Origin of the sequence: Cupriavidus nantongensis (assembly GCF_001598055.1) — a bacterium.
GTDB lineage: Bacteria > Pseudomonadota > Gammaproteobacteria > Burkholderiales > Burkholderiaceae > Cupriavidus > Cupriavidus nantongensis.
The window spans coordinates 2103628-2127492 of sequence record NZ_CP014844.1 but is presented as its reverse complement, the minus strand read 5'-3'; the positions used below and the strand labels follow the sequence as shown (position 1 = coordinate 2127492).

At 57.7% G+C, this 23865-nt stretch carries 23 protein-coding genes; 2 read left to right on the top strand and 21 right to left on the bottom strand.

The window, feature by feature from the left end; all coding sequences use genetic code 11:
- Positions 1–52: 52 nt before the first annotated feature.
- From A2G96_RS10000 to A2G96_RS33720, 21 genes are all read right to left on the bottom strand, one after another.
- Complete coding sequence (locus tag A2G96_RS10000; RefSeq protein WP_062798871.1) at positions 53–2170, bottom strand: LPD7 domain-containing protein; 2118 nt, start codon at positions 2168–2170, stop codon at positions 53–55.
- A gap of 116 nt (positions 2171–2286) precedes the next feature.
- The gene (locus tag A2G96_RS09995; protein WP_062798869.1) at positions 2287–2799 is read right to left on the bottom strand and encodes a KfrB domain-containing protein; all 513 of its coding nucleotides are present in this window, start codon (positions 2797–2799) and stop codon (positions 2287–2289) included.
- Between the two features lie 69 nt (positions 2800–2868).
- A complete protein-coding gene (locus tag A2G96_RS33190) occupies positions 2869–3165 on the bottom strand; it encodes a hypothetical protein (protein WP_150124105.1) in 297 nt (98 codons plus the stop codon).
- A 365-nt stretch (positions 3166–3530) separates the two neighbouring features.
- Positions 3531–4727 (bottom strand): ATP-binding protein, encoded by a 1197-nt coding sequence (locus A2G96_RS09990; RefSeq protein ID WP_062798866.1) that lies wholly within the window; start codon positions 4725–4727, stop codon positions 3531–3533.
- Between the two features lie 161 nt (positions 4728–4888).
- Positions 4889–6094 carry a DUF1173 domain-containing protein gene (locus A2G96_RS09985; protein WP_062798864.1) on the bottom strand — a complete coding sequence of 402 codons (1206 nt, stop codon included), beginning with the start codon at positions 6092–6094 and terminating at the stop codon, positions 4889–4891.
- Positions 6095–6308: 214 nt separating this feature from the next.
- A complete protein-coding gene (locus A2G96_RS09980) occupies positions 6309–7580 on the bottom strand; it encodes a ParB/RepB/Spo0J family partition protein (RefSeq protein ID WP_062798861.1) in 1272 nt (423 codons plus the stop codon).
- 47 nt (positions 7581–7627) lie between these two features.
- Entirely contained in the window at positions 7628–8419 is a 792-nt protein-coding gene (locus A2G96_RS09975) for a ParA family protein (protein WP_062798860.1), read from the bottom strand.
- Positions 8420–9083: 664 nt separating this feature from the next.
- Positions 9084–10562, bottom strand: coding sequence for a TraB/TrbI/VirB10 family type IV secretion system protein (locus A2G96_RS09965; RefSeq protein WP_062798856.1), 1479 nt, complete (start codon positions 10560–10562; stop codon positions 9084–9086).
- Positions 10562–11461, bottom strand: a complete 900-nt coding sequence (gene trbG / locus A2G96_RS09960; protein ID WP_062798854.1) for a P-type conjugative transfer protein TrbG — start codon at positions 11459–11461, stop codon at positions 10562–10564. Before trbG ends, A2G96_RS09965 begins: the two co-directional genes overlap by 1 nt.
- A 23-nt stretch (positions 11462–11484) precedes the next feature.
- Entirely contained in the window at positions 11485–12198 is a 714-nt protein-coding gene (locus A2G96_RS09955; RefSeq protein WP_082818903.1) for a VirB8/TrbF family protein, read from the bottom strand.
- Positions 12199–12284: 86 nt separating this feature from the next.
- Complete coding sequence (locus tag A2G96_RS32370) at positions 12285–13904, bottom strand: TrbL/VirB6 family protein (RefSeq protein WP_082818902.1); 1620 nt, start codon at positions 13902–13904, stop codon at positions 12285–12287.
- Between the two features lie 14 nt (positions 13905–13918).
- Complete coding sequence (locus A2G96_RS33185) at positions 13919–14251, bottom strand: hypothetical protein (RefSeq protein ID WP_150124104.1); 333 nt, start codon at positions 14249–14251, stop codon at positions 13919–13921.
- A 21-nt stretch (positions 14252–14272) separates the two neighbouring features.
- Complete coding sequence (locus tag A2G96_RS09950) at positions 14273–15016, bottom strand: TrbJ/VirB5 family protein (RefSeq protein ID WP_062802122.1); 744 nt, start codon at positions 15014–15016, stop codon at positions 14273–14275.
- 73 nt (positions 15017–15089) lie between these two features.
- Positions 15090–15377 carry a hypothetical protein gene (locus A2G96_RS34095; RefSeq protein WP_062798845.1) on the bottom strand — a complete coding sequence of 96 codons (288 nt, stop codon included), beginning with the start codon at positions 15375–15377 and terminating at the stop codon, positions 15090–15092.
- A gap of 160 nt (positions 15378–15537) precedes the next feature.
- Positions 15538–16128, bottom strand: a complete 591-nt coding sequence (locus A2G96_RS09940) for a hypothetical protein (RefSeq protein ID WP_062798843.1) — start codon at positions 16126–16128, stop codon at positions 15538–15540.
- A gap of 44 nt (positions 16129–16172) precedes the next feature.
- Positions 16173–17276, bottom strand: a complete 1104-nt coding sequence (locus tag A2G96_RS09935) for a carbon-nitrogen hydrolase family protein (protein WP_150124103.1) — start codon at positions 17274–17276, stop codon at positions 16173–16175.
- 167 nt (positions 17277–17443) lie between these two features.
- The gene (locus tag A2G96_RS09930) at positions 17444–19969 is read right to left on the bottom strand and encodes a TraG/VirB4 family ATPase (protein ID WP_062798839.1); all 2526 of its coding nucleotides are present in this window, start codon (positions 19967–19969) and stop codon (positions 17444–17446) included.
- A gap of 59 nt (positions 19970–20028) precedes the next feature.
- Positions 20029–20349, bottom strand: coding sequence for a VirB3 family type IV secretion system protein (locus A2G96_RS09925; protein ID WP_062798837.1), 321 nt, complete (start codon positions 20347–20349; stop codon positions 20029–20031).
- Positions 20350–20365: 16 nt separating this feature from the next.
- Positions 20366–20713: a TrbC/VirB2 family protein gene (locus A2G96_RS09920; RefSeq protein WP_062798835.1), complete on the bottom strand. Its 348-nt coding sequence runs from the start codon at positions 20711–20713 to the stop codon at positions 20366–20368.
- Positions 20714–20961: 248 nt separating this feature from the next.
- Positions 20962–21924 carry a P-type conjugative transfer ATPase TrbB gene (gene trbB / locus A2G96_RS09910; protein WP_082818901.1) on the bottom strand — a complete coding sequence of 321 codons (963 nt, stop codon included), beginning with the start codon at positions 21922–21924 and terminating at the stop codon, positions 20962–20964.
- Positions 21921–22082: a hypothetical protein gene (locus A2G96_RS33720; RefSeq protein WP_154676083.1), complete on the bottom strand. Its 162-nt coding sequence runs from the start codon at positions 22080–22082 to the stop codon at positions 21921–21923. The genes trbB and A2G96_RS33720 overlap by 4 nt, the downstream gene beginning before the upstream one ends.
- Before the next feature lie 192 nt (positions 22083–22274).
- On the opposite strand from A2G96_RS33720, the gene A2G96_RS09905 reads away from it, so the two are divergent.
- Both A2G96_RS09905 and A2G96_RS09900 read left to right on the top strand, forming a co-directional pair.
- Entirely contained in the window at positions 22275–23390 is a 1116-nt protein-coding gene (locus tag A2G96_RS09905; RefSeq protein ID WP_062798830.1) for an OmpA family protein, read from the top strand.
- Positions 23391–23402: 12 nt separating this feature from the next.
- Positions 23403–23855 (top strand): TcpQ domain-containing protein, encoded by a 453-nt coding sequence (locus tag A2G96_RS09900; RefSeq protein WP_062798828.1) that lies wholly within the window; start codon positions 23403–23405, stop codon positions 23853–23855.
- The last annotated feature ends 10 nt before the right edge of the window (positions 23856–23865 follow it).

Here is a 23865-nt window from a genome sequence, read left to right as displayed (position 1 = left end):
CGGCTCATTTGGGATCGGTTCAGGTTGTTCGAAGGGCCTGCCTCGATAGCACCTATCGCGCAAGCTCCTGCGCGCTCTGCTGCTCCTTCACCTGCCCGACGCCACCGCTATAGTTGATCTCCGCCCAGTCACCGACACCAGGCACTTTGCCCTGCAGTTTGGAGATGTCATGCCAAACGAGTTTGTTGGGGTCGCGGCCTGCCTTCTGCGCGATACGCCCTTCCTCGACACGCACGACTGGACCGAGAAACAGCCCACTGCTGGCAACGTCGACAGTCGGTTCCTGCGCCACCTCTGCAGCTCGTGACAGGACTGCCGTGTTCCAATTCACCCGATGCGCCGTCTTCCAGTCCTTCGTGCCGTCAGGCCCCTCGACCTCGACCTCCACTGGCTCTCGGCCGCCCTGGATCAGCGAAACAACGTCGCCAGGCTGGGCGCCTGCTGCTGAGAGGCTGCGCTCAAGATCCTTGCCCCAAACAGTCCGGGACTGACCACTCTCGCTCTCGACCGTGACAAAGTAGCTGGCCTTGTTCTTCGGGTTGTGGTCATAGGGCGCAGCGCCATGCGCGACCAAGCGTGCCCCTTTTTCCAGATCCACTATCGCGGTCTGTTCAGCCCTGACCTCATCCATCGCAGCATCGACTTCGTGATCAACTAGGGATGCTGCGATCGCTGACCGCGCTTGTCCCGCATACCCGACACCGCGCGCCGCGACCTTCGTCACGCCGGCAACGACGTCGTCTCGAACCAACCCATCTACGCGCGTGACTGTGCGCGTGACCACTGGCTCATCGAACGGTGTGGTCACTTCAGGATCGTTCGCTGCGTTGGACGGCTCCGTGTGAGTGCCTGTGCGCGCAACGGTGTACTTAACCGTGGCCATGACCTCTTTGCCCGTAGCATCCACAACCGGGCGCACTTCCACCGTTTCAGGGGTAAGCGCCTCGGCCCTTGCCGCCGCAGCCTCGCGCTTTCTCACCTCTTCGGCCATGCGCTGCGCGAGTCGCTCACGGTCCTGCTCGGTAGGCGTGTAGTTGACCACCTGAAGCCCCATCATCTGGGCTTCGAGCCATGCTTGGGCCAGCATCTTGGGCTTGCCTTTCAGTTCGATGGCCTTCCAGCCCTTCGCCAGAGCCAACTCCATCGCCCCTCTGTAGGCCTGCTCGGTCTTGTTCTTGAGCACGAGCGACGTGCCCTTGTCCTGCAGCACCGCCAGGCCTCCAGCCGTCGGTCGGTATGCACCCTCCTTATCCCGCACCAGTTCGCCGCCTAACAGTTGGGTCGGTTCGGCCGTGTTTGCCTTGAGGTGAGGATCATTGAGGTACTTCGAGCGCGCAACGATATCGACGCCCAGACTGCGACTATCCGGATAGGAGCTGAGCAAGGTGGCAATCGCGGCTTTGTTCTTTGCCAGCTTCTCTGCCTCGATCAACTGGTTCACCTGCCTGGCCAGCTCGATGCCCTCATAGTTATGCAGGCCGTCGAGCCAGTAAGGTGCCATCACCGCGAAATCCGCCTCGACGGCCGGCTCTGTAGGCGCCGCCTGCGCCGGCGCTACGTCAGGGCGATTCGCCACGTCCGCCGTCGCTACCTGCTCCACCGGACTATCAAGTTCCCCTACGGGCTCGCCAAGGAAGAGATCGGTGACACCTTCCGGCTCTGCATCCTGCACCAGCGCAACCGACCGCTCCGGACCGGGCGCGGGCCCTATCACGACGTCATCTTCAACCTCTCCGCCCGCTGGCGCTGGCGTATCAGCCTCAGGCTCCGCTACGCTTTGCTGCGCCTCGGGCGCTTCTGCCTCGACATCCTCGCCCCGCATTTTCAGAAGGGCCTCGTCGGACATAGCGAGCATGGCTTCCAATGACGGCATGCCCCGGACGTTCGACGCGTTGTAAAGCGTCTTTTCTCCCACAGAGCCATTTGCGGCATTGCGCGTCGTGATGCGAACCGTGTTCGCCTTGGCCGGGACCGTCCAGCCATTGGCCCGTGCCTGTTCCGCAGTGACGAAGCGGTAGTCCTTCCAGCCGAAAGTCTCCATCCCAACTTTCAGCCGCTCCACGTTCGCGCCCTTGATGTCCACGCCGTCAACAGGATTGAATGGGATGCCTGCCCGCGCCTGTTGCGCGAAGCGCTCTTTCAGTTGCTCGACCTTGGACTTTTCCGCCATGGATACACCTCAATATTTAATGAGCCCTATTGGTGCCACTTTTGCTGCAAAAGACCGTACCGGGGAATCACAGGTACTGAGTGCCGCGTCTAGACGTGAAGACAAGTACGTCCGGATCAGCGCTCCGGACCCTTACCCTTCTCCTGCGCCTGGACTGCACTTACCTTTGCCAAACCGCCCGCCTTGTCGTAGGCAATTCGCAGGTCTGCATGAAGGGGAGGTATGTCCTCGAAGCGTGAGACGTCATGTAGGATCCCAATGCGGCCCACCTTCTGAACAAGGTACCCTTTTGATTGGACAACCAGCGGCCCCTCATAGAGTTGCCCTGGCTGAGCGAGTGCGCACTGAAAATCTTGGCCATATAGCGCTTTAGCGACTTCAGTGGCCATGTATTGCAGCATTTCGTCCGCATCCTTGCAGACAGCGGCGAACTCCATCATTTCAGCCTGCTTTTCCCGCAGAGTCGTGATGGCCCGCGAAATTTGCGGGGCGAACATCTTGTGCTTTTCGGCGGCAGCAATGCCAGACAATCCGTCAACCAGCACATCCTTGCACGCCTCAAGGGTTCGCTTGCTGATACGCGTATTCCGCGCCACGCGCCGGAATTCGTCTTCCGTCCAGCCTTCCATGATCAGATGAGAGTAACCAAACTCTCTATCTTACAAGAAGGGACATGCACCGAGGAGGGCGTGGCACGGTTATTCGGCACTAACGACGGCGCCAATGAAACGATCGACCGATTGCCGAGCTGGCTCACGCGGCACGCTGCGCTTTTCCCAACCGAAAGCATCACCGTACATGGCGATAAATTCACTACGCTCCTCGTGAATCGCACGAGCGTAGGCCTCCAATCGTTCACTTTCGGTCAACGCGCCGTCCAAACCACTCACGGGCGGAAGAAACTGCTGAACCTCTGCTTCGATAGCATCGGCAATCGGTCCCTCCGGATAGTTAATGGAGAGAACCGCAATTGGGCGAACGATGGAGACCGTCATATGGATTACCGCAAGGATACTTTTTGTTACAAGACACCCGCACTGAGCACGGTACTAGACTAATGCCACGAGGGCAGATTAACACCTAATTAACAGTTGTGCACCCCCCTCATTAGGAGGGGCAATCATCACATCCCAGACCTGTGGGACATGATGCAAGTCAACATCTTGACCACAATAGTTGTCAGGCCATCTCACAGATGTCGGCCGGCAATCGCGCAACTAAACCCTCCGCAAGTGGGGACTTACTGGATTTGAATCTTGTCTCTATGACAATGAAGTGCCGTAACTCGGGTCGCCTCTTACCGAACGCCCTTCCTGCCCCAAGCGACTACAAGACTTTCTTTGGGCAATTGCCGTCCGTTTCAGCCAAGGCTGACCATGGTTGCCCCGCTAGCCAACTCGCCAACCCCCTTCATTTGAACTAGCGCCCTGCGATGCGGAATGATGGACTTGAGTAAAGCCTCGCTTAGCCCCAGCTTTCTGACCGCATAAGTGTTGTTCGTGTGATCGAGTCCCAAATAGAGCTTTGTGCCAAGATTGCCGATGAGAATGTCCGCCAAATCCTTTGGCGATTGAGTGGCAAAGACCATGCTAGTGCCGAATTTGCGGCCCTCCCGCACCATACGGTTGACCACGTAATCTTCCGCGTCATCGCTGTACCAATGCGCCTCGTCCAGTACGGCGATGTCCAAGATCTCATCGGTAATGCCACGCTGCACGGCGCGCGTGAAGATGGTTTCCAGCCTGGTAAGCGTGAACAGCTTTTTCTCATCCCGGCTCAGCGACTTGATGATGTAACGCCACACCCTGCTGCGCGGGTCGAGTGGTGGCGGCGTATTCCGGTAGATGCCGATCTGGTACAGGTTTTCGAGACGATCAACCACCGACTCCAGCGTTTCTTTCTGCCCGTCCGCTTCGAGCGCATCGTCGAACTCATCACCAGTGCGCGCAGTCTTCACGGCTTCCGTGAAACAAGCGATCGCTTTTTCTTGCACCGCCTGCAGCTCGCGTTCAAGCTTTGCTATCGCCACCCCATCGTCACCGCTCGCGCGCGAAAGTGACGCCTCCTTGATCCGCATCTGCTTTGTCGCACGGAAAACGTCCTGTAACGCGCTGACAGCCCGCTCGTTGGACCCTGTCGCCATGACCTTGATCCGCTCCCTGCCATATTCGATTGCATCAAGCAGGGTTGGATAACGCTTGCCGTTCGCGGGGTCCGCAGCCCATGTAGTATGGTCTTCCATCACGAAGCCCTCGCGTCGGTATAGCGCCACCAGCAGCCGCGACAACGCACGCTCCTGTCTTGGCCCCAGCCTGACCGACGTCCGGTTGATCGCCATGATCAGGGATTGGATTCGCTTACGGACGCCACCAAACTCTGGATCAGCACTCAGCTCCAACGGATTGAATCCAAAATCGGACGATTCATGGAACGTGACCGAAGACGCCTCCGGGATGTCGATATCTCCGTGACCGTCGAATACATGAAAGCGCACGCGCGGATGACCGGTCTCTTTCATCGCGGCCACAATACGACGCAGCATGGTTGTCTTGCCCATACCACTATCGGCGAATACCCCGATATGGGGATTCGCAACGCGGCCCGGTTCCCAAATGAGCTCTGCCCCGTTGACGACGTTAGCGCCCCATCGAATACGCAAAGCAATATCCTTTTTCTAAGTTGTTCTGGTCCTGGCGCAGCCGAGAGAGTTCGCAGATATCACTTGCGAGCCGGCCTTGCCTCCGCCATTGGAAACGCCGGCATTTCATTCGCCGTGTCCCATGTCCACGCTTCGAGCGTGCTTTCCTCGATCAACTCGTGTAGTTGCTTGCGAAACTCGTCTGAAGCGCCGTATGAGGTGATATACATCGCGACCGGAGTGGCTGTGTCGGAAAGCACCGCGCAGGCCAGGGGAGTGGACGACGGCAGGTTGTAGCGCAACCCCTTAACAAACCTCCGGTTCTGCGTGGTCAACGCGTCCACCAGCATTTTGTCGTCCACACTCTCGTAAGGTAGCCAGTTCTCGTTCACGAGCATCAGCGAGGCCTCTTCCAGAGACGCAACGCCAGCGCCGCTCACGCCGAACGTACCTACGACCAGAAGGTGCGAAGATTCCATCCCGCCCCAAAGTGCTAGTTCATGCTCGAAGCGCTTTAGCAGCCTCGTGTACAGGTCATCGTTCATGAAGAAGTGCGCGTCAGGCAGATGCTTGAGCACCATCTTTTTGCCGAAGCGCGCATCGCCAAGTTCCTTCACTTCACCGACGACCATCATCAGCTTGCGCTTGCTGCCGTCTGCTTGCGCGAGCGGGTTGAAAATCGCAAGGCGCCGACGAGTAATCTCGTCCTTCTTGTCTAGTGAAAAGCTCTCTGGAATGTACATGAGGTCTGCAACAGCCCCCCCCTTCGCAACCTTGTCGCTCGCAGCCAGAAGCAAGGCTTTGCGCACGACCCACCAGTTGCGCTTGTCGGCCATGGCCGGCGACCAGCGGGTCAAGCCGGCCTCGTCGTACAGGTAGTGCAGTAGACCGCGAAGTGTGAGTTTCTTGCCGTCTGTGCGGACGGTATCGTGCTCAGCGCCGCTGGGTGCCGGCGCGGCACGCGATCCGTTCTTGGAAAGCGCGAAATCGAATTTGAGCGTGGTGACGCCGTCAGCCAAGTTGGTTTGGATCGCCCCTCCCATCACCTCGCCGAGCCCCGACAATTCCGCTGGCGGCTCGTAGGACTCGCAGGAGGTGGCGTGCTGCGCGCCCGTGTTCGGCATGCGCTTGATGACGTACTGATGTCCGAGCTTTGCCACGTACATCTCGATACCCGAACCACGACACATGCACAGCGGCCGCCGGTCAGACCCGTACACTCCGGCAAGAGCCTGGTTCAGCCGTTGATCATCTGGTGTGTAGGTATTGCCAGCGATTTGATACATGATTAGTACTCCTTGAGCTCAGTGGCGTGCGTAGCAATGCGACCTCAATCAAGGGGGCACCACGTGCCACGAATGGCGCGACCGATTCTAATTTGCATTTTTTAATACTTCGCTCAACAAGACCGTCCGTCAGTACGGCAGCGAGATCTCGCCTCATATGAGACAACCGCTTCCGGACGCCGGAGGCTCCCAGGAGCGGCCTGCATTCCAACGGCTATTGCAGCTTCACCAGTTCGTTTTGTACAACTGCCGGCACCTCGCTCGCATCTACCACCACGCCGGTCAGCACGTTCGCGATCCGTTCAGCCAACGGGCCAGGCAAATTGATGCTCAACTGCATGCCGGCCAGAGCCTCCTTGTCAGCAGGCTCCAGCCTTTGCAGCAAGGCCTGCAGGCTCGCCACAGGCACGCGCACACTCACCGGGGGCTGAGCCGCAGCCTTCTCGGATTTGCTAAGCGTGACGCTGGCCGCGCCCAGAATCTGGGCGCGCGCATCCTCCGGGAGCTTGTATCCCGCGCCGATACTCGACACGGATGAGGACTTCTGCGTACCCGAATCTTGCTGCGCGGTCCCCTGCATGCGCCCTTGCTCCGCCATCTCTTCAAACGCCCGCAACACAGGGTCAGTCGGACCTTTTTCGCCAACCGTAGCACCAGGGGCGTCAGGCCGTTGCTCAGTGCTTTGGGAAGGAGCCCGATACTCTTCGAGATTGCGCGGCGACGCTGCAGGGGCCAGTGGAGCCCGCTTTGCCGCCTTCGCCTCACGCGTAAACTCATCGATTTGGATGCGGGTCAGCGGCTTCGGCAAGCGCTCGGGATCATCCTCGGGGAGCTGCACCCTGCGCTGAATGTCGGCCTGGACAGGCATAGGCAGGATAGAAAGGCGGTAGAAGTTTTCCACCGTGTCCGCGATCCCGGTCTGTACCCACAACCGCTGCTGCTCCTCATCACCGAATTTGACATACCGACTCACCCAACCCTCGCTTTTGCCCAGCGCCTTGGCAATTTGCGTTTGCGTCATGGGCTCGACTTCTGGCGTCCCTTCCATCAGGCTGCGGATAGACTTGGCCATGTCAGCATCCGTCAGATCCTTTCGGTTGACGTTCTCCGCGACTTGATAAACCAAGCGCTTCTTCGGATTTTTCAGGTCGTCGCGGATCTTCGCCTGGATTGTCGTCCGACCCAGCTTTAGGTAGGCTCGCGTGCGGCGTTCACCCACGACAACTCGGTACGTGCCATCGCCAATCGACTCAACAGTGATCGGATGAATCAGCCCCTGCTCTTCAATCGACTGCGCGAGTTCATCGAGATCCTTTTCGTCATCCTCAGCCACTCGACCGTCCGGGTGGTGGAAAGCCTGACGCGGTTGCGTCGGGTCGAAACGGATCTTGTCCAGCGGGATGGCTACGGCCTTACCCTCATCGTCCGCGACTGGCGCGGCACGACGGCTCAACTTCTCAAGTGCCGAAGATCTCTTCGTAATCATTCATCTCTCCAAATTCTCTCGACCCACGTGCACGGCTCGGCCAGAGCTCACTTGCACACGATCTCGGCGCAGACTTGGCGCCACTGGTCACGCAACTCCTTCGGTGCCCCACGGTGAGACCAAACGGGCCTCGCGGGGCTCTCCTCCATAGCCTCGGCCACTGCCGTTCGCGTGGAGAGTGTCGCCAGAATCTTGTTCCCGTAGTTCTTGCGCATCCAGGTGTCCTTTTCCCTCTGCGACTTCACGCGCATATTGGCGCGATTCATTACCCCAACCCACTTCAGCTTCGGGTTGAGCGCACTGATCGACTCGTCAACGACCTGGAGGACGTTCTGAAAGCCGGAGATGCCCGACATGGCGGGCTCAAGGGGAATCACAACGATGTCCGCCCAGAAGAGCGGCGACAAGTGACGCAACCCCACAGCAGGCGGCGTATCAATGATGATGTAGTCGTAGCCAAGCCCGCGAAGCAAATCGGGCATCTCGGTGGAGTACGCTCGCTCTTCGGCTGTTTGGTCGGCGTCGTACCGGTCGAGTTCTCGATGCCCGTGCAAGAGATCAATCTGCGGATGCGTCGTCTTTTGCGGCTGAGGCGTCGCGCCCTCAAACAGGTCGCCGACGCCGCCTTGAGTAACCGAGATCACGTCGAGATCGTCAGTCAGATACTGACTCAAAGTGCCCTGCGAATCCAAATCCAGGCACAGCACCTTGGAGTGCTCGTTCTCAAGGCCAGCGTGCGCCAAATGAAACGACAGCGTCGTCTTTCCCGGCCCGCCCTTTTGATTGATGACAACAATGATCTTGGTCTTCGGGCTCTTCTGCGTCTTTCTGGTTTGCATCGGTTTTGCCTCTCGCTTTCACCCTAAGCAAAATGCGCAAGCTGTGCGCATATAATAATGCGCATTGTAGGCGCCCCAATGGGGCGCTCGCAAGGGGATTGAGCAAGAATCTTTTGCAGCAAAAGCCATCAAGCACGTCTGGGCTCAACTGTTGATGAGCCCAGGCCCCTCATACGGATAGACAGCAATACACCACCAGCAGATTGCGGTGTACAGGAACGTCCGTAGCGAAAGCGACCTCGGCAGCACAGACGAATAGTTGGCGTTGACTTGTTCGATGGTATGCTTCATGCGATCCACGAGCACTGTAGGCAACACCATGTTCATCGGGACCCATCCAGAGTCAGTGTCCCGCCGTACGCTGGCACCGCCTGTCGTCCTGTGAATCCTGGCCAACCGCCATTCAAAAGGCGGGTTAGCCTTCCAGGGTTCATACGCCAAGAAGCTTTCCAGCATGTGAACATACATCTTGTTCAGTTTGCGCTGGTAGTGCACGTCCGCGAGCTGGCGACAGTAGGTCATCAACCAGTTCGGGACGGATGTCTGGGCTGGGACGAACTCCGTGTTCATAATGCCTAGGTTAATATTGTCTGAATCCAGAAGCATACACTGTTCGTCTGTCGCGGAGGATAGCCCCCAGTGGGGGAACGTAAGAGAACTCTCCCTAAGAAGCCCCTCCACCGCAGCGATTTCGCCAGACTTTCTTAAACACGATGCTCAACGGCAGCATGATCATGAAACGCTCACCAGCGTAGTTCTGCAACGTCGGCTGGACATACAGATACTTCCCAATAAGCTGGGCGCCGAGTTGCCCATACTGCTGAGTCAATGCGTTCGCAATACTCTGCTGAGGCGTCTGCGCGGTTGTGTTTGACGGCGTTGACGGAACGGACAACTGAACGCCTGCCGTAATCAGCGACATCCCGAACGTGAGTCCGAACAACCTTATGTAGTGGTTGTCCACATCGGCTTCGATGCCGGCCGCACCTGAACTGTCATAGCCTTGCATCGCGCCCAGGTTTAGCTCCGACCCGTCTTCGAAGCCCATGTAGTTCCAAACCACCAGGTTGCGCGTCTGTCCTACCGCTACCTTGGAGTCATAGACGCCTTGCACCATCGTCAACGCAGGAACCAGCAAACGGCAACCCGTTACGGTGTCATATACATCCTCTGTCACGCGGGCACGGACCATACCCGGTTGCCCTGAGTTGATGTTGCTCTCAAGGCGTAAGGGCAAGTACGACCCTCGCTTCAACTCATTGCGCGAGACGGGGGACTGCTGCGTGTGCTGCAAGTAGCTGCGATCATCCTTCCCAGCATTCTTGATGAAGCTCAGCTTTTCGTCCTGCTCCGAATCCGACTTCTGTGCCATCTGGCTTTGTGCGGCGGAGGACGGCATCCCCGCGAGTTGCGCCTGCAAGTTGGCTGGCAAGCCCGCTGGCGTCGCACCCGCTCCATTCTTCTTGTCGTCGCCTGAGTAGCTCTTGGCACTCAGCCCATTGTTTCGTGCCTGTTCGAGCCGCTTTAGCCTATTTTGTTTGGCTATCTGCTCCGCCTGCTGCTCTGCGGTTACAGGCGCGGGGGTTGGGGTTGGCGTAGGGGCCATCGTCGTGCCGCTGCCCAGGTCATTGTCGCCGGCGCCCGCATAGGACGCAGCGCCGCGCCCTTGCACCTGGCCGGGCTTAAGCCCAGGCACGCCACTGGCTGCCATCGGTGCAGTTGGCGTGAAGCCGCCCGCTGCACCGCCAGTCAACGATGGCGAGCCCGAAGTACTTCCGAGGAGATCATCCTGCACCTTTGGCGCCGAACCGACTAGACTCGCGGCCCCTGTAGCCGCCGCATCGCCCATCGGCGCATCAGTCAAGTCCTTGGGGACTACAGTATCGGCCACCTTACCAGGCTGAGGCTTTTTCTTGTCTACCTCTGTCGTTTCCTGGTGGTCTTTCTTCTTTCGATCCATGGCGTCTAGGGCCGCGAAGAAGATCCCGACCATCAACAGGATGATGGCCACCACGACCCCAATAACTCGTTTGGAGATGCGGTCGGCATACTTCGGATTTGGACGGATCGAGCCCTCGATCTTGGGCACGCCAGCATCGAGCGAGAATGCATCGACCTTCTTGCCACCATCAGCTTCAGCCATCAGCCACGCCCCCAGAAAGCGAAACGCGACTTCTCTTTGCGCTTCCAAATGATCTGGACTTTCTCGCTGTCTCGAATCAGCTCCGCCTTGCTGAATAGCTTGTCCACCACGTAGTGGATTGTTCCGGTCTTCTCGTCCACGGTGCGTCGATAGTCCACGACCATGGCCTTACCCTCGTCGTCAATCAATCGAAGCGTCGGATACTCGCTGTGGCGAATGTCGTCCGGCATGGCGATGTACACCCGCTCGCCATCGTTGAAGACACGAATCGGCCGAAAGTCGGCATCACCGTCGATCCGATAGTCGAAGGCCATCTTGTCCGGCGCGACGGCGGCCGGCATAACGTTGCTAGCTTCGTCCTTGGCCTTCGTTTCGGCCGCGCGCCCCATCTTGTCGTCCCATGAGGAAACCAATTGCTCAGGGTAGTAGAAGCCGATCCGGTTCAGGTACACGCCCTCGGTCTTGGGGGCATAGAGCTTGATGTGGTACGTGCGCCGGTCCGTGGTAATGATCAGGTTCGACTCGACATCACTGTCCTTTGGTTGAACCACGACGTGATTGACCGTCCTTCCCTTTTCAATGGAATCGGCAGCTTCCCACATCCAGTTCGCCTGATCCCCTAGGACGACCTTTCGCGGCATTTCGCCAGGCTCCATCTCGATGTCGCACGCTCGGCTCGGCGAACACGTGAGCTTCGGCATAGCCTGCCCAAATGGAAAAACCACTTTGCCGTCGGACGACATCAACGCCTTCGCCTTCTCCCCCGACTGCCAGCGCTTGGCCTGTGCCAATACTGCATCCTCCAGGACGTTGTAGCGCTGACCCGCCGCGCAGGCCGCCGACATGCCACTAATCGTATAGACCGCCGCAAACGCAGCGAGAATCAGTTTCTTACTCATCGTCTATTCCTCTCTCGCTTGCGTTACTTCACAACCTCTTGCCACTGCATCTCCGTCACCGTGAAACCGGTCGGATTACTACGGAAGACTTTTTCGTCTGGTGAGGGATTAAGTTCGTACTGCACCGTGGCACGCCAACGCGCCACGCCAATTTCTTCACCTGCCAGGCTAAAGGAGTGCTCCTCCCAGTCCACTTGCCAGCTTTTTCCGGTCAGCCTCAACGCCGAGCGGACAATCACTTGGACCGTCTTGTTTGCGCCGACATCATTCGGAGGAGCCTTGCGCAGCTCTGTCTTGACGTATCTTTCGGCAGCTCCGGTCAGCCGAGAGAAGCCCTTGCTAAGCCGCGAGTTGTTGGCCTGGCGATCAGTGGTCACGCTTCGAAGGTTCTCGATCAAATCGAACATCTCGCGGTACACCAAGCGCTGCGGATCTGTCACGGCTTCATCACCATGGAGAGCCTTTACTGCGACCACTTGCCCGAGCTTGTCTACTTCAAAGACCATCGGAATGAACTTCGATTTCGCGCCAATCCAAATCGCGCCACCGACTGCCAAGCCGGCGATTCCGAGCGAAATAAACGCGAACATGCGCCAATTGGCGATTTGCGCCTGCACACGTAGGACGCGGTCTTCGTAGGCTGCTTGAGCATTTGTCCAGGGCGTGTCTTCACCACCGGTACGTGGCTTAGTCGCAGCAACTTCTGCCTCATTCGATTTCTTGCGAAGGTTGAACATGTTTTGTTGTACTTGAGCCTCGAAGAAAGGCCTACACAATTAAATGCGGAGACTTTTGCAGCAAAAGTCCCCCCGCGAGTGCGCGATCAATCCGCGTGATGGGAGTTGATGGAAACGTGCGTTGCAGCCTGCTCTTGCGAAACGTGCTTGTTGGCTTCGCCCAGCCGTTCCCCCAGCGTCGGCTTCCTTGGCCCTTGCTGCTGTGACACCAGGTGGTCCACAAGCCTCGACAAATCCTTCTCCAAATTCGGCTTGCCACCGATACTTGCACTGCTCGCGGATCCGGGCGCTGCCTGCTCAGAAGACGACGGAGCCGCTGCACTTGGGCTGCCGCCTGCCGCAGTATTGCCCTGAGCGCTTGCCGGCGTGACCGTAACTGGATCCGTCGCCGCAGGAGTCGTACCGCTCGGTGTTTCGGCCGGAGCTTCGGCCGCAGCTTGTTGTGCCGGGCCTGACGAGTTCGTTGCGTCCCGCTGCACGCCAGCACCGTCTGGCATTTCGCCACCGTAACGGCCCGAGGCAACATTCGGCTTTGCGGGAGCCGCGCCAGCCCGACTTTCAGGCCTGCTGGGCGGCAAAGCGGCGGAAGCGTTGTCCGCGACGGGGGCACCAACAGACATAGCGGGCGCCGGAGGAGTGAACACCGGTGCGTCGCCGCCACCGCCCATCGGAGACGCATTTGAGATCGAGCCACTAGCCATCAGCTTGTCCATGAATGAGGACATCGATTGCGGTACTTTGCCAGCCGCTGTCGCAGCAGAGGCGCCGCCCGTCGCAATGGCAGCCCCGACTGCGGCACCAGCCGCTGCGGCCTGAGCCACATCACCCGTACCCATGGAGGTCGAGCCGGAAGCCAAGGAAGCTGCAACAGCATCAGATTTGTATGTGAGATAGGCAAGCAGCACATAGGCCCCGAGGGCCGTTAGCAAGACATTCGCTACCTCTCCCAGGCCGCTACCTCTGAAGGTATCGACACTAAATCCAGACACAGTGTTCGAAACCAAATCGCTAATCTGATTGTACGCGGTCAAGATAACCGTCAGAAGAATAATTCGATAGGTCAGCGACAGTAACGCTTTAAACGGGGCAATGCCTTGATCCTTCAAAGTATTCAGACCCAAAAAAGCGAAGCTCAATGGCGAAAGCATTACTATCAGGCCCAACTCCAGTTGGAGCATGAATATCTTGAAAGCAAAAAACAACCCAACGGCCAAAAGACCCAATGTAATATAAAGGAGCAACTGTCCCGCTGTGGTGCCAGCAAATGGAATTGAACCAACACCAAGTGCGATAGCCGACATTGCTGCAGCAACGCCAACCGTCTTAGTGATGATGCTACCCGGGCTAGGCAGATCTACGCCCAATAGACCCATCATCTGATTGCCGACAGCCTGAATAAATTGTGGCCCGTTGTTGATGATATAGATGCAAATGCCGACCCACGCTACAGCCCCGAATACTTTTGCAAGTACCGACTGGATATCCCCATCCGACTTCAAGAGGTTATAGTTGGTGATAAAGAACTGCAGCGTAGCGAATACCCCAAGCCATGATATGGCCTGTGCCGTCAACTTATTGACCGCAGGCACCATAGCCTGCTGGATCATGCCCAAAACAGTATCCGCTCCAATTGCTTGCGACTGGGCAAATGCAACCGAAGTCAGACACATCAGCAAAGCCGCGATCAACAGTTGACGTAGTTTCATTTCCGACCTCTGGTTTAGTCTGTTTTCTTGTAATTGATTTGCGAGTCCGACGTCAGAGATCCATCGGAGTTAATCGTTAGGACGATTGGAAATCCCTGCGGGGATTTCACAGTCACCTTTCCCGATTCGATCGTATAGGCCGCAATCTTGTCCGAAACAAGATTATTCTTAAGGGTGACCTTACCATCCGAAGAGAAGATGAACGTATCCTTCCCGGAAGAGTAAGTTCCACTCACCCCAAGAGCCGGCACCACCACACTTTCTTGGCTCTTATTCGAGGTGCTCTCGTTTTGGTTGCAGGCTGCAACAGCAAGCGACAGCATGGCGATTGCAATGTATTTTTTCACTCAAGATTCTCCGAAGTTCAATCAACGGCCAAAGAGGTTCCACTTTGGCGCTGGCGCAGATTGTGCCGCAGGTATCGGCCTTTGATAAGGCTGCATGAGCCCCGTTGCATCATCCAGGCCCTTCTGATCCTTCGCCGTCTGGGAGGCCATATAGGTAGTCGCTGCTTGGGCTTGGCTCGCCATCAGTTCCTGCAGCTTCTGCAATTCTTGAATCTGACGAATGTTGATCTGCGAAAGCGTTTGCAGGGAGTCCAAATTGCCGTTGGTGGCCTGACTGCGGTTGTAGAGGTCCGTCAGAGCGGCCTGGCTCGATGCATACTGGTCGCGCTGCGTCCCAATTGTCCGCAGCGCTGATTGAAGCGTGTCCGTATTGGTCTGGTGCCAGGATGTGAACATCTTGGCAAAATTGCCGGCCGTGGGGCTCTTGAACGTCGTCGCAAAGTTCTTGTCGATCTGCGCGAGGTTGTAGCCCATGGTATTTCCGCCGTTCCAGATCTGCCCGATGGTGTTGATCATCTGTCCAACTTCCGGGCCGAGGACCGAAGTCGGATTGGCGATCAGATTCTGCAATTCATGCTGGACTTGAAGCCCCTGGCGCACATACGCTTGCACCTGTTGCTCATAGCTCTGGATGAGTTGCAGATTGTTCAGAATCTGCGTGACCTCCGTCGAGCCACCAAAGCCGGCGACGCTACCAGCGTTCACGTTACCCTGCAGGCAAAGCAGAGTCGTCCCCACGAGCAAAACTTTCGTCCCGACCTTCATCACCCTCTCCATAGATCTTTTGCAGCAAAAGACACAGCATTTAATGCACATTGTACATGTGGCGGGGTCAGCGTCAAGACTGAGCGGCCGTGTGCGCCAAGATCTCGCCTATGAACTTCCACGCCATCGATGGCATGTTTCTGAACTCCGATGTTCCATGGCGAGCCATCCACTTGTTCAAGCATTTTTTCGAGACGCCAATCCGCTGGGCAAACTGCTCCTTCCTGGTCATGCCCAACTGGCTCATTGCATCCTGCAGGAACAGGGCTTGAGCCAATGGGGCCAGTTTGTCGAAGTCCGCCCTCGCGACAAACTGCCCCCAATTCCTTTCACCTGCTACAGCACCCTCCTGCGCGCTCATGACGATTGGCTCGGCACGCGGCTCTCCGATGGCTGCTGAACAGCCTTAAGAAACGCGCATGTCCAGGCAGCAGCGGCTGAGTTTTCGGGCGCCATGTCGTCTGCCACCTCCTCGGTAGTAAAACCCGTCTCAACGAATTCACTATCACTCGGCGCGTGACTCATGAATTGCCCCCAACCAAAGGTGGCGTGCAGTCAACATAGGGGATTTTCAGGATTGGCCCGTACTTGTTGTTGTCCACCATGTCTTTTTGGATCAAGGACCAAATATAGGTGTCGTCGGTGTCAAACTGCGGCCGCCAGCGGCCCTTAGCAACCATCTCCGGCTTCACCCTGTTCAATGAGTCGCGGCGGTCGGCAACCTTTTGGCGGTTGGCATACGAGTAGGCGCCATGTCCCGCATAGACGCTGTACCCGAGGAATGCCGCCGTAGTCTGCGCACCATCAGGAAATGGGATCGACAGCGTGATACGCTGCAGCAGCCCATTGTCATAGCGCGCTTGAAACGGGTAGAGACCGCCTGTGTAGTTCTGCCAGCCCTGCGGCGTCAACACAGAGCCAAGCGTTTGGTCCTGAGAAATGATGCCAAACCAAAACAGCCCCGGCGTACTGGCATCTGAACCCGTGTTGTATGTGACTTGCAGAACGGGGACCGGGTTAGGTCCGAACGCGTCACCAGGCTTGCTGCACTCCACCGTGGCGGTTCCGCCCGCGTGGGCAGACGCCATTGCTGTGAACAGGCCAGCCAGCATTGCCCATCTCATTTTGCTTACCATCTTCTTTCCCTCCTTTGAGATCAAATGTTCTTGGCGGATACCACCGGGACATGGAACAAGCGTGCAAACGCGCGAACGCTTTGAGTCTGGATCTGCGGAATATTGGTGGACCTTGCCCACCAGACATTGCTCACCGCCACAATCACATCCGGCTTGTCGGCCATCACACGCACGAGCGAATACGCCAGTAGCTGCTCATAGCAGACGGATACCCCGACACGCAGCCCATTCACCGTGATCGTGTTTGTTCTCGCCAGCAAGTCGGCTTCCGCACCGTCATTGGTCCAGGGCTTCCACATGGAGATCGGCACGGGGATACCCTGAATCGCGGCGCGATCCTCATGTCCCTTCGCACCCAACACAACGACAGCGTTCTTGTAGCGTCCGCTCTCTTGGGGCAATTCAGCACCCACCAGGACCTTGGAGTGCTTGGCCGTGAGATCCCCTTCCGCCTGCGCAAGCATCGCCTGCGCTACGCCATCAAAGCGCCCAATTAGGGTCTCTGGCAGGACGAGTGTGGCGTTCGCAGGCATTTCTGAGATCACGCCCCGCAACCACTCAATCCGCTGCATTGAGCTGAGGTACTGCGAGGCATGGTCTGCACCAGCACTGGAGAGCCTTGGGAAGCTCGTGTCGAAGCCAAGCCAGTCGCGATGAATGATCGGTCCCCTGTGCATACTGACGTTCGCTACCGCCACCACGATAGCGAAGCCGGCCAACCAACGTACACGCTGACGGACTAACGCGATGAACAGTACGAAAGTCAGGGCCAGGCCTATCCACCCTCCAGCGGGGAAGAGAATGCCGGCGATTGACAATGGACTCAGCCACCCGACTATTCCGAGCGGAGGAACCAAGCTCACCAGCAATGCAAGGACAAAGCCCACCGCCCGCTTGGCGGGTACGCGTGACCAGCAGAGGGCGAATGGAGCGCTCAACAGAACGCTGACGGCCAACCACATTGCAAGTCCCCACCAGTGAGGAGCCTCATCGCCAAAGAAAACCACGGCGCCGCCTGGAAGACCGCGCGAACCCGCGGCGAAGTAGGCGAGCATTAAAGACAGGCCCTCCCACCTCGATCTCATAATGCCCCACAGCAATGGCAGCGCGAGCAGATTGGCCAAGCTCACTAGGCCCTCTCCGCGCCCCCACGACATCCAACCTATCGCTGCGCCTGCGATCAGCGAAAGGACGATGCGTAACAGGCCGGACTCTCTGTTGGTCAAGCGACCCAGCCAGGAATGAAATCGATTGCCCCAGACAGGCCGAGGCACGGACTCATGCTGAGCTATCACGCGGCCTCCCGATAAAGTTCAGCGTTGCTCACAAGACTCGGGCTCAAGCCACGCCGCTGCAGCCAGAACCCGACCCACTTCTCGCCGTGGATGCGATACAACTCCTTGATCGTTCGACGGTCCTCCACTCCCGACGCGCCCACAAATGCCAAGGCCACCGGACCAAGCTCAAGCTGAAAGAGACGCCGGCCGGCTGGGCTTGTGAAGAAGTAGTCGCGCTTCGGTGTAGCGTTGGCAAGCAGCTCGATCTCCCGGTCGGTCAAACGCATCGACTTGTAGAGCTTGAGGTTGTCGTCCGTCTGCGCTTCCGGATTGGGCAGGAGGATCTTGGTTTGGCAGGCCGAGAAAATGGTTGATGCAATAGGAGAATTGGCAACGTCCTGCAATTCCTGCGTAGCGAACACTACGTGGGCGTTCGCTTTTCGCAAAACCTTGAACCATTCTTTCAGCTTCTCCGCGAACAGTTCATGCGCCAACATCAGCCAAGCCTCATCCAGAATAATCATCGTCGGCGAACCATCTAGCGACCGTTCGATCATTCGGAAGATGTACATGAGCACTGGCGCCACGTGCTTGTTGTCCATCTCCATGAGCTTCTCCATCTCGAAGACGGTAAAGCGACTGGACGTGACGTTGTCTCGGCGGGCATTGAGCATGCCGCCTGCCATGTCTCGCTCATAGCCCATCAGGACCTCCTTCACCTGGCGAAGCTGCACAAGCTGATTGAAGTCGGTGAACGAGCGCATCTCCATCGGTCGCGTCTGCAAAAGTTCCAGCACGCGCCCGATCTCGGCCGACACATCAAAGTCGACCTTGATCTTGTTCAACTCCAGAATCGACTCGACATAGCCCTTCGCCCAGGTACGGTCGGATTGGCGGTCGATGTGCGCAAATGGGGCAAAGCCAATCTTGAGCGAGTCCGGCGTGTCCTCGTCCATGAAGTTGTAGTGGTTCCCTCCAGCACCGAGGCACAGGCCTAGCAACGATTCACCTTTCTCAAAGGCAAACACTTTCGCATCGGGATACCGGAACTGTGAGGTTGCCATCAAGCCGAGGACCGTCGACTTGCCGGCGCCGGTGGGCCCACAGACGAATGTGTGCCCCACGTCCCCGTTATGCAGCACCACTCGGAAAGGTGTGCCGCCGCTGGCCGCACCCTGAAATAGCGGAGGCACCGGGCGGTTGGGAAAGAACTTCTTATAGAACGAGCACGGGTTCGAGATCGGTCCCTGCCAAGTCGATGTCAGAGGCAGGCAGTCAGCCAGGTTCATGCTGTGAATCTCAGGCTGGCGGACGTTCTCGTAGCCATGACCAGGAAGCGAGCCAAAGAACGCCTCGACACAGTTCACGTCCTCATCGCGGCAGGGAAAACCAAGACCACCCACGTGCTTAATGAAGAAGCGAACCACGCTCTCCAAGTACTGCGCGTCTTCGTCCATGAGCACGACCGTCGACGCCCAGAATCCGTAGCTCACGCGGCCGGACTCAAGATCCGTAAGCACCCCTTCGGCATCGGCCGCCATGTCCGCCGCGTCCTTGTTGATGGGACCATTCGTCTTGTTCATGATGTCCGCGACAAAGCCGCGAATCTTCTGACGCCACTTGCTGCGGACCTTCTTCGTGCTGGCTTTGGCCTTTTCCGGATCGCGTGCAATCCACCGCGTTGTCCAGCGGAACCTCACGTTAAGCCTGTTGAGTATCTCCAGAATGCCAAAGTGCGTTCCAGCGTCTGGCAGGCCTTCGATGGCCACGACACGGATACTCACGCCGTTGATCGTCGGTCGAATCCCCGGATAAAAACTGTGACTGCCGATGACGTAATCTACGCCGCACGCCACCGACTCGTTCGGCACGCGCACCGGATTTGAAACGCCGGTTATGCACTCTTGAAAGTATGCAAGCTGGTCTTCGTACCACACCAAGCGCTGTGTAGTGGGGTCCCGTTCTTGCCGAGGCATAAGACGCACAAGATTGGTCTTCATGCCCGATTCAAGAATCGCGACATAGTCGGCCAATTGGCGCTCAAAATACTCCACGTTTTTCTGGGCGATCCTCGCCGGGTTGCTGATGCCTTTGTCGCTTGTGTCATAGGCAAACGACTTGATCCGATTCACCAGAATCGGGTCTGGAAGGTACGTGAACGTGATGTAGTAGTCGTTCTCGTAGTGCGCACCTTCCGTTCGATACTGCTTGATGCGCTCGTTCTCGATGGCGCGGGTCACAGGGTCAGGAAAGGAGCCGTTGTCCTCATACTCGACTGACTCCGTTCGCAACGTGGTCGAATGAATCATCCAACCGCTTGCGAGCTTCTTCACCATGTCGTTGACGCGTTGGCGCAGATACACCGTCTCCGCATCACTCGCACATTGCATGTCTGGGCCACGGTACCGGTATGTGCTGATCAGCTCGCCGCCCTTGCCCAGGACAACACCTGGACGAATGCATGAGTCATAGCGCAGCAAATCGGGCAGTCCCAGGCGCTTCTGGCGATATTCCTTGTGAAAGAAGTCAACGCCTCCCATTTGATCCTCCGATTCCAATCAAAGCGCTAAGGCAGGGCCCGCATAGCGGCCCCTGCTCTTCATTTTGTGAAGTCCCGCACGTTTGGCGGCTCTTTCCCGATGTGTGATTTCGGGGCGTAATACTTGGCATATCTGAAATGCCGCAATATCACGTCGACCATCCATGGATCGGCGGCGTACATGTTCCGAGCCGCCCACAAGACGCCAAAGAAGAGACATACCGGCAGAATGACGAACAGGCCGTAGGACAGACCAAATCCGACGAACATCGTCCAACCAAGGGCCACACTGAGGATGCCCATAAGGCCGACTAAACGCCGATCCCCGCCAAGCCACGCGATGCGGCGTAGAAGGGATAGGCGGACAGGAGTCTTCTCCATCGTCAGCGCACGCTCGTTACGAGCATGCAGCGCCGCTCATGGAGTTGTAGGCCAGCGACAAGATGCCGCCGAAGGACAAGATCATCCCGACGATGGCCACAACAGTGACCATCTTCTTGACGCCATCAGTCAACTCAGCGCCAAACAACAGGGCTGAGCCGCCGCCGACCATTGACAACACCGAGATACCGAAAAGGAATTTGCCTGTCAGAAGGTTCACGATCTGACAGATGCCATTGCCCAGCTCATCGCCGTTGGCGGCAAAGGCCACGTTGACAGCGATCATGAGTAGCGCGCCCACAATCGCGTTACGTTGCTTTTTGCTTTCCTGCATGTTGGTCATGATTTGATGATTGCTTTGCATCGAAACTCTCCGTTGTTAAGAAGTCAAGCCGGGTGGTGTTGCGGCTGGGTTCGGATGAACCGGCGCCAGACATAGGAACCGACTAGCGCAATTGCGATAGACGACGCGATGAACACGTACAGAAAGGCGTGAGACGGCGCGCTGCACATATACGTGCTGCGATGCCACGTGACGAACCCATTGACCAGCCCGCCCGCTGAGCCAATCACGCTGTCCAGGATGTCCACATGAACCCCCTTTGAAAATGATCACTGAACGTTTTCCACTTGGAACCGCTGGGAGACCTCGTCATAGCCTCGTACGCGGATGATTTCTTTCACCTTCCGTTTGCCCTTCTCCTTCTCCAAGTAGACCACCAGGTTCACAGCCTGGCCGATAAGCACTCGTTGGGGGTGCGCCGAAACTTCTTGAATCAGTTGGTCCATACGCGTGAGCCCTTCGTAACTGGAATTAGCGTGGGCCGTACCCATCCCCCCCGGATGCCCGGTATTCCAGAGCTTCAGCAACGCAAGCGCCGGCCCTCCCTCTCGGACCTCACCAACGGAAATCGAATCGGGCCTAAGGCGGTTCACTGCCTTGGAGATTTGTGCCATGGTTGTCCACGGCGATGAGCGCAGGAACACTCGGTTCCTAAGCAAGCACTGCAGCTCGCGCGTGTCCTCAAGAATCAACATGCGGACTTCCGGCAGCAAATCGGCAAGCTCCGCCAACAGGGCATTGCAGAACGTGGTTTTGCCAGAGCTGGTGCCACCAATGACTAAAATGTTCAGACGCTCAAGGATGGCTCGCCGGAGGAGTTCCGCTTGCGTAAAAGTCAGTACCCCAGCGCGGATATAGTCAGCCAGCCTGAAGATCCTCGTAGCCTTCTTGCGGATCGCAAAAATTGAGCGCTCCGCTACTGGCGGAGCCACGCCCTCGAAGCGCTCACCATTGAAGAGGACAAGCTCGCCCTCAACGAAAGGATCCTCTTTGGAGAGCTCGCCGTTGAGGGCCGAAGACACTTGGTTCAGGATCGCCAGCGCATCGTCAGCCGACTTGCTGCCCACCTGCTTCATCTCGCCAAGCGACTCGATCCACAGCGTGCCGTCGTCGTTCAGCATGATCTCAATGACGTCGGGGTCCGCAAGCGCATTCATGACCTCGGGCCCGAATGCATAGACCAGCGCCTGCCGGCGCCGCTCAGTAAGCTCCGCATCCAGTTCCGCGCTCACTTGATCTTTCCTTCCAGCCAAAGGGTGCCATCGTCGTTCAGCATGACCTCAACGACGTCAGCATCAGCCAATGCGCTCACGACCTTCGGCCCGAGCGCATTGACCAACACCCCTCGTTGTGGCTCCGCCTGAGCCCCATCGCCGACTTCCGTCCTCATTTGAATCCTTCCTCCTCAGCGATCTTTTGCTGCAAAAGATCCGGGTAATGGGTTTCATGTCCCATATGGGGACGCGGCGCATTATGCATGTACATTATCTTTTGCACAATGCGCGATTCGTAGTGTACCATTGCGCCACAAATAATGTACTTTCAGCGCCCAAAGGCGCCTTCACCAGGCCTCGGACCCAACATGCGACCCAAGCTTTTTTCTGTACGCCGCTCGGTTGCCCCCTTCGCCGGGGCACTGGCTTTGATGTCGAATGCGCATGCCACCTACACCGTCATCGACGATGATCTCTACCCGACGGCCATGATTCAGGCCCGAAGCCGTTCGGGCACTGACTGGTCGGCGGACAAGTTCAAAGTCAACTTCACCAAGGGGTCCTCTAGCGTCGGTCCGCTGGCCCGCTCTGCTGTCGACGACTTGATTCCGCGCATGCAAGTGGCCTCGCTCATCCGAATTGTGGGTAGGCCAGACAGTGCGACGGCGACAGAGAACAAGAAGCAGCACTCGCTCGGCCTGGCTCGTGCGTCGGCCATTCGCACGTACCTGATTCGCGCCGGAATTCCCTCGGACATCATTCAGGTCGAGCTGGACTCAACGGGCAATCCCCTCGCCTCCAACGGAATTTCCCAAGCCGAAATCTTCATCAGCAATAGGCCAGATCCCCGCGCTGCCACGTATCAAGCCAATGCACCGATCCGCGCGCCGCAAGAACAAGCGATTCCGCACGCATATCGGTACCTGAATCAGGAAGTGGAAGCGCCCACCGCACGGATCATGACTGCGGCGCCGGCCACTGCAACCCCGCAGTTCCAAGCGACCCGTAATAGTTCGGATGATCGCCTGATCCAGTACATCAACCAAGCGGTTCAAGCGGGTCAAATGCTTCCCTCGGTTGCCGCACAGATCCTGCGCAGCCTGCTCGAAGCCAACGCCACCATCCAACAGCCAGCGCCTGCAGCAGCCTCTGCTCCCCCGGCAAATGCTCCTGCTCTTGCACCCGCACCGACCTATTCCGCCTCGGCTCCTGCCAGAGCCGTACCAGTTCGCGTCGAGCGATGGGTGCTCGACGCACGTCTGACACTCAAGGACAACCTGGACGAATGGTCGAAGGCCTCCGGGTGGCGCCCCACAAACTGGGAAGCCGCCAACTTCTATCAAGTCACAAGCACCACCGTTCTCGACGGCGCATTTCCGGACGTGCTCAAACGAATCGCCGACAGCACTGGTTTGAACATTTGCGCGATCACCCGCGACAAGTATGTGCGCGTGACCGACTCCAACGTGCCTTGCAGCAAATAAAAGGAACTGCCCATGCAAGTCAACAAATCCATCGGCATTCTCTTGGCGGCAGCCGGTTCGCTTGGCCACGTCACCGCATCACAAGCGGAAGACCTCGCGATGATCCGCCCGCTTCCCGTTACCTCAGCTCAGCCTGCACCGACTAACGCACTGGCCGTTCCCGTTGCCGCAACGACCAACCCCAATGCGGCCCCTCTACCCATCCAGCAGGTCTGGACACTTACTGCTGGCGACACCGTCGGGCAGAACCTCAGCGCTTGGGCAGAAAAAGTGGACTGGAAGGTCCAGTGGAATCTGCCCAAGGATATCGTCGTCCCAAACGCGGCCTCCTTTACCGGCAGCTTCGCAGACGCCGCGCAAAGCGTTATCGAGACGCTCGCCGCGAACGGCGCACTCATCCGTGCTCGGATTTGGGAGGACAACAAAACCATCGTGGTCTTTGGCCCAGGCGTCGCCCAACAGTAAGGACACTCAC

Bases quoted from the DNA above. Each gene is read 5' to 3' on its own strand.
- A2G96_RS10000 (WP_062798871.1), bottom strand. From the start codon at position 2,170: ATGGCGGAAAAGTCCAAGGTCGAGCAACTGAAAGAGCGCTTCGCGCAA.
- A2G96_RS09995 (WP_062798869.1), bottom strand. From the start codon at position 2,799: ATGGAAGGCTGGACGGAAGACGAATTCCGGCGCGTGGCGCGGAATACG.
- A2G96_RS33190 (WP_150124105.1), bottom strand. From the start codon at position 3,165: ATGACGGTCTCCATCGTTCGCCCAATTGCGGTTCTCTCCATTAACTAT.
- A2G96_RS09990 (WP_062798866.1), bottom strand. From the start codon at position 4,727: ATGGGCAAGACAACCATGCTGCGTCGTATTGTGGCCGCGATGAAAGAG.
- A2G96_RS09985 (WP_062798864.1), bottom strand. From the start codon at position 6,094: ATGTATCAAATCGCTGGCAATACCTACACACCAGATGATCAACGGCTG.
- A2G96_RS09980 (WP_062798861.1), bottom strand. From the start codon at position 7,580: ATGATTACGAAGAGATCTTCGGCACTTGAGAAGTTGAGCCGTCGTGCC.
- A2G96_RS09975 (WP_062798860.1), bottom strand. From the start codon at position 8,419: ATGCAAACCAGAAAGACGCAGAAGAGCCCGAAGACCAAGATCATTGTT.
- A2G96_RS09965 (WP_062798856.1), bottom strand. From the start codon at position 10,562: ATGGCTGAAGCTGATGGTGGCAAGAAGGTCGATGCATTCTCGCTCGAT.
- trbG (WP_062798854.1), bottom strand. From the start codon at position 11,461: ATGAGTAAGAAACTGATTCTCGCTGCGTTTGCGGCGGTCTATACGATT.
- A2G96_RS09955 (WP_082818903.1), bottom strand. From the start codon at position 12,198: ATGTTCAACCTTCGCAAGAAATCGAATGAGGCAGAAGTTGCTGCGACT.
- A2G96_RS32370 (WP_082818902.1), bottom strand. From the start codon at position 13,904: ATGAAACTACGTCAACTGTTGATCGCGGCTTTGCTGATGTGTCTGACT.
- A2G96_RS09950 (WP_062802122.1), bottom strand. From the start codon at position 15,016: ATGAAGGTCGGGACGAAAGTTTTGCTCGTGGGGACGACTCTGCTTTGC.
- A2G96_RS34095 (WP_062798845.1), bottom strand. From the start codon at position 15,377: ATGAGCGCGCAGGAGGGTGCTGTAGCAGGTGAAAGGAATTGGGGGCAG.
- A2G96_RS09940 (WP_062798843.1), bottom strand. From the start codon at position 16,128: ATGCTGGCTGGCCTGTTCACAGCAATGGCGTCTGCCCACGCGGGCGGA.
- A2G96_RS09930 (WP_062798839.1), bottom strand. From the start codon at position 19,969: ATGGGAGGCGTTGACTTCTTTCACAAGGAATATCGCCAGAAGCGCCTG.
- A2G96_RS09925 (WP_062798837.1), bottom strand. From the start codon at position 20,349: ATGGAGAAGACTCCTGTCCGCCTATCCCTTCTACGCCGCATCGCGTGG.
- A2G96_RS09920 (WP_062798835.1), bottom strand. From the start codon at position 20,713: ATGCAAAGCAATCATCAAATCATGACCAACATGCAGGAAAGCAAAAAG.
- A2G96_RS33720 (WP_154676083.1), bottom strand. From the start codon at position 22,082: ATGAGGACGGAAGTCGGCGATGGGGCTCAGGCGGAGCCACAACGAGGG.
- A2G96_RS09905 (WP_062798830.1), top strand. From the start codon at position 22,275: ATGCGACCCAAGCTTTTTTCTGTACGCCGCTCGGTTGCCCCCTTCGCC.
- A2G96_RS09900 (WP_062798828.1), top strand. From the start codon at position 23,403: ATGCAAGTCAACAAATCCATCGGCATTCTCTTGGCGGCAGCCGGTTCG.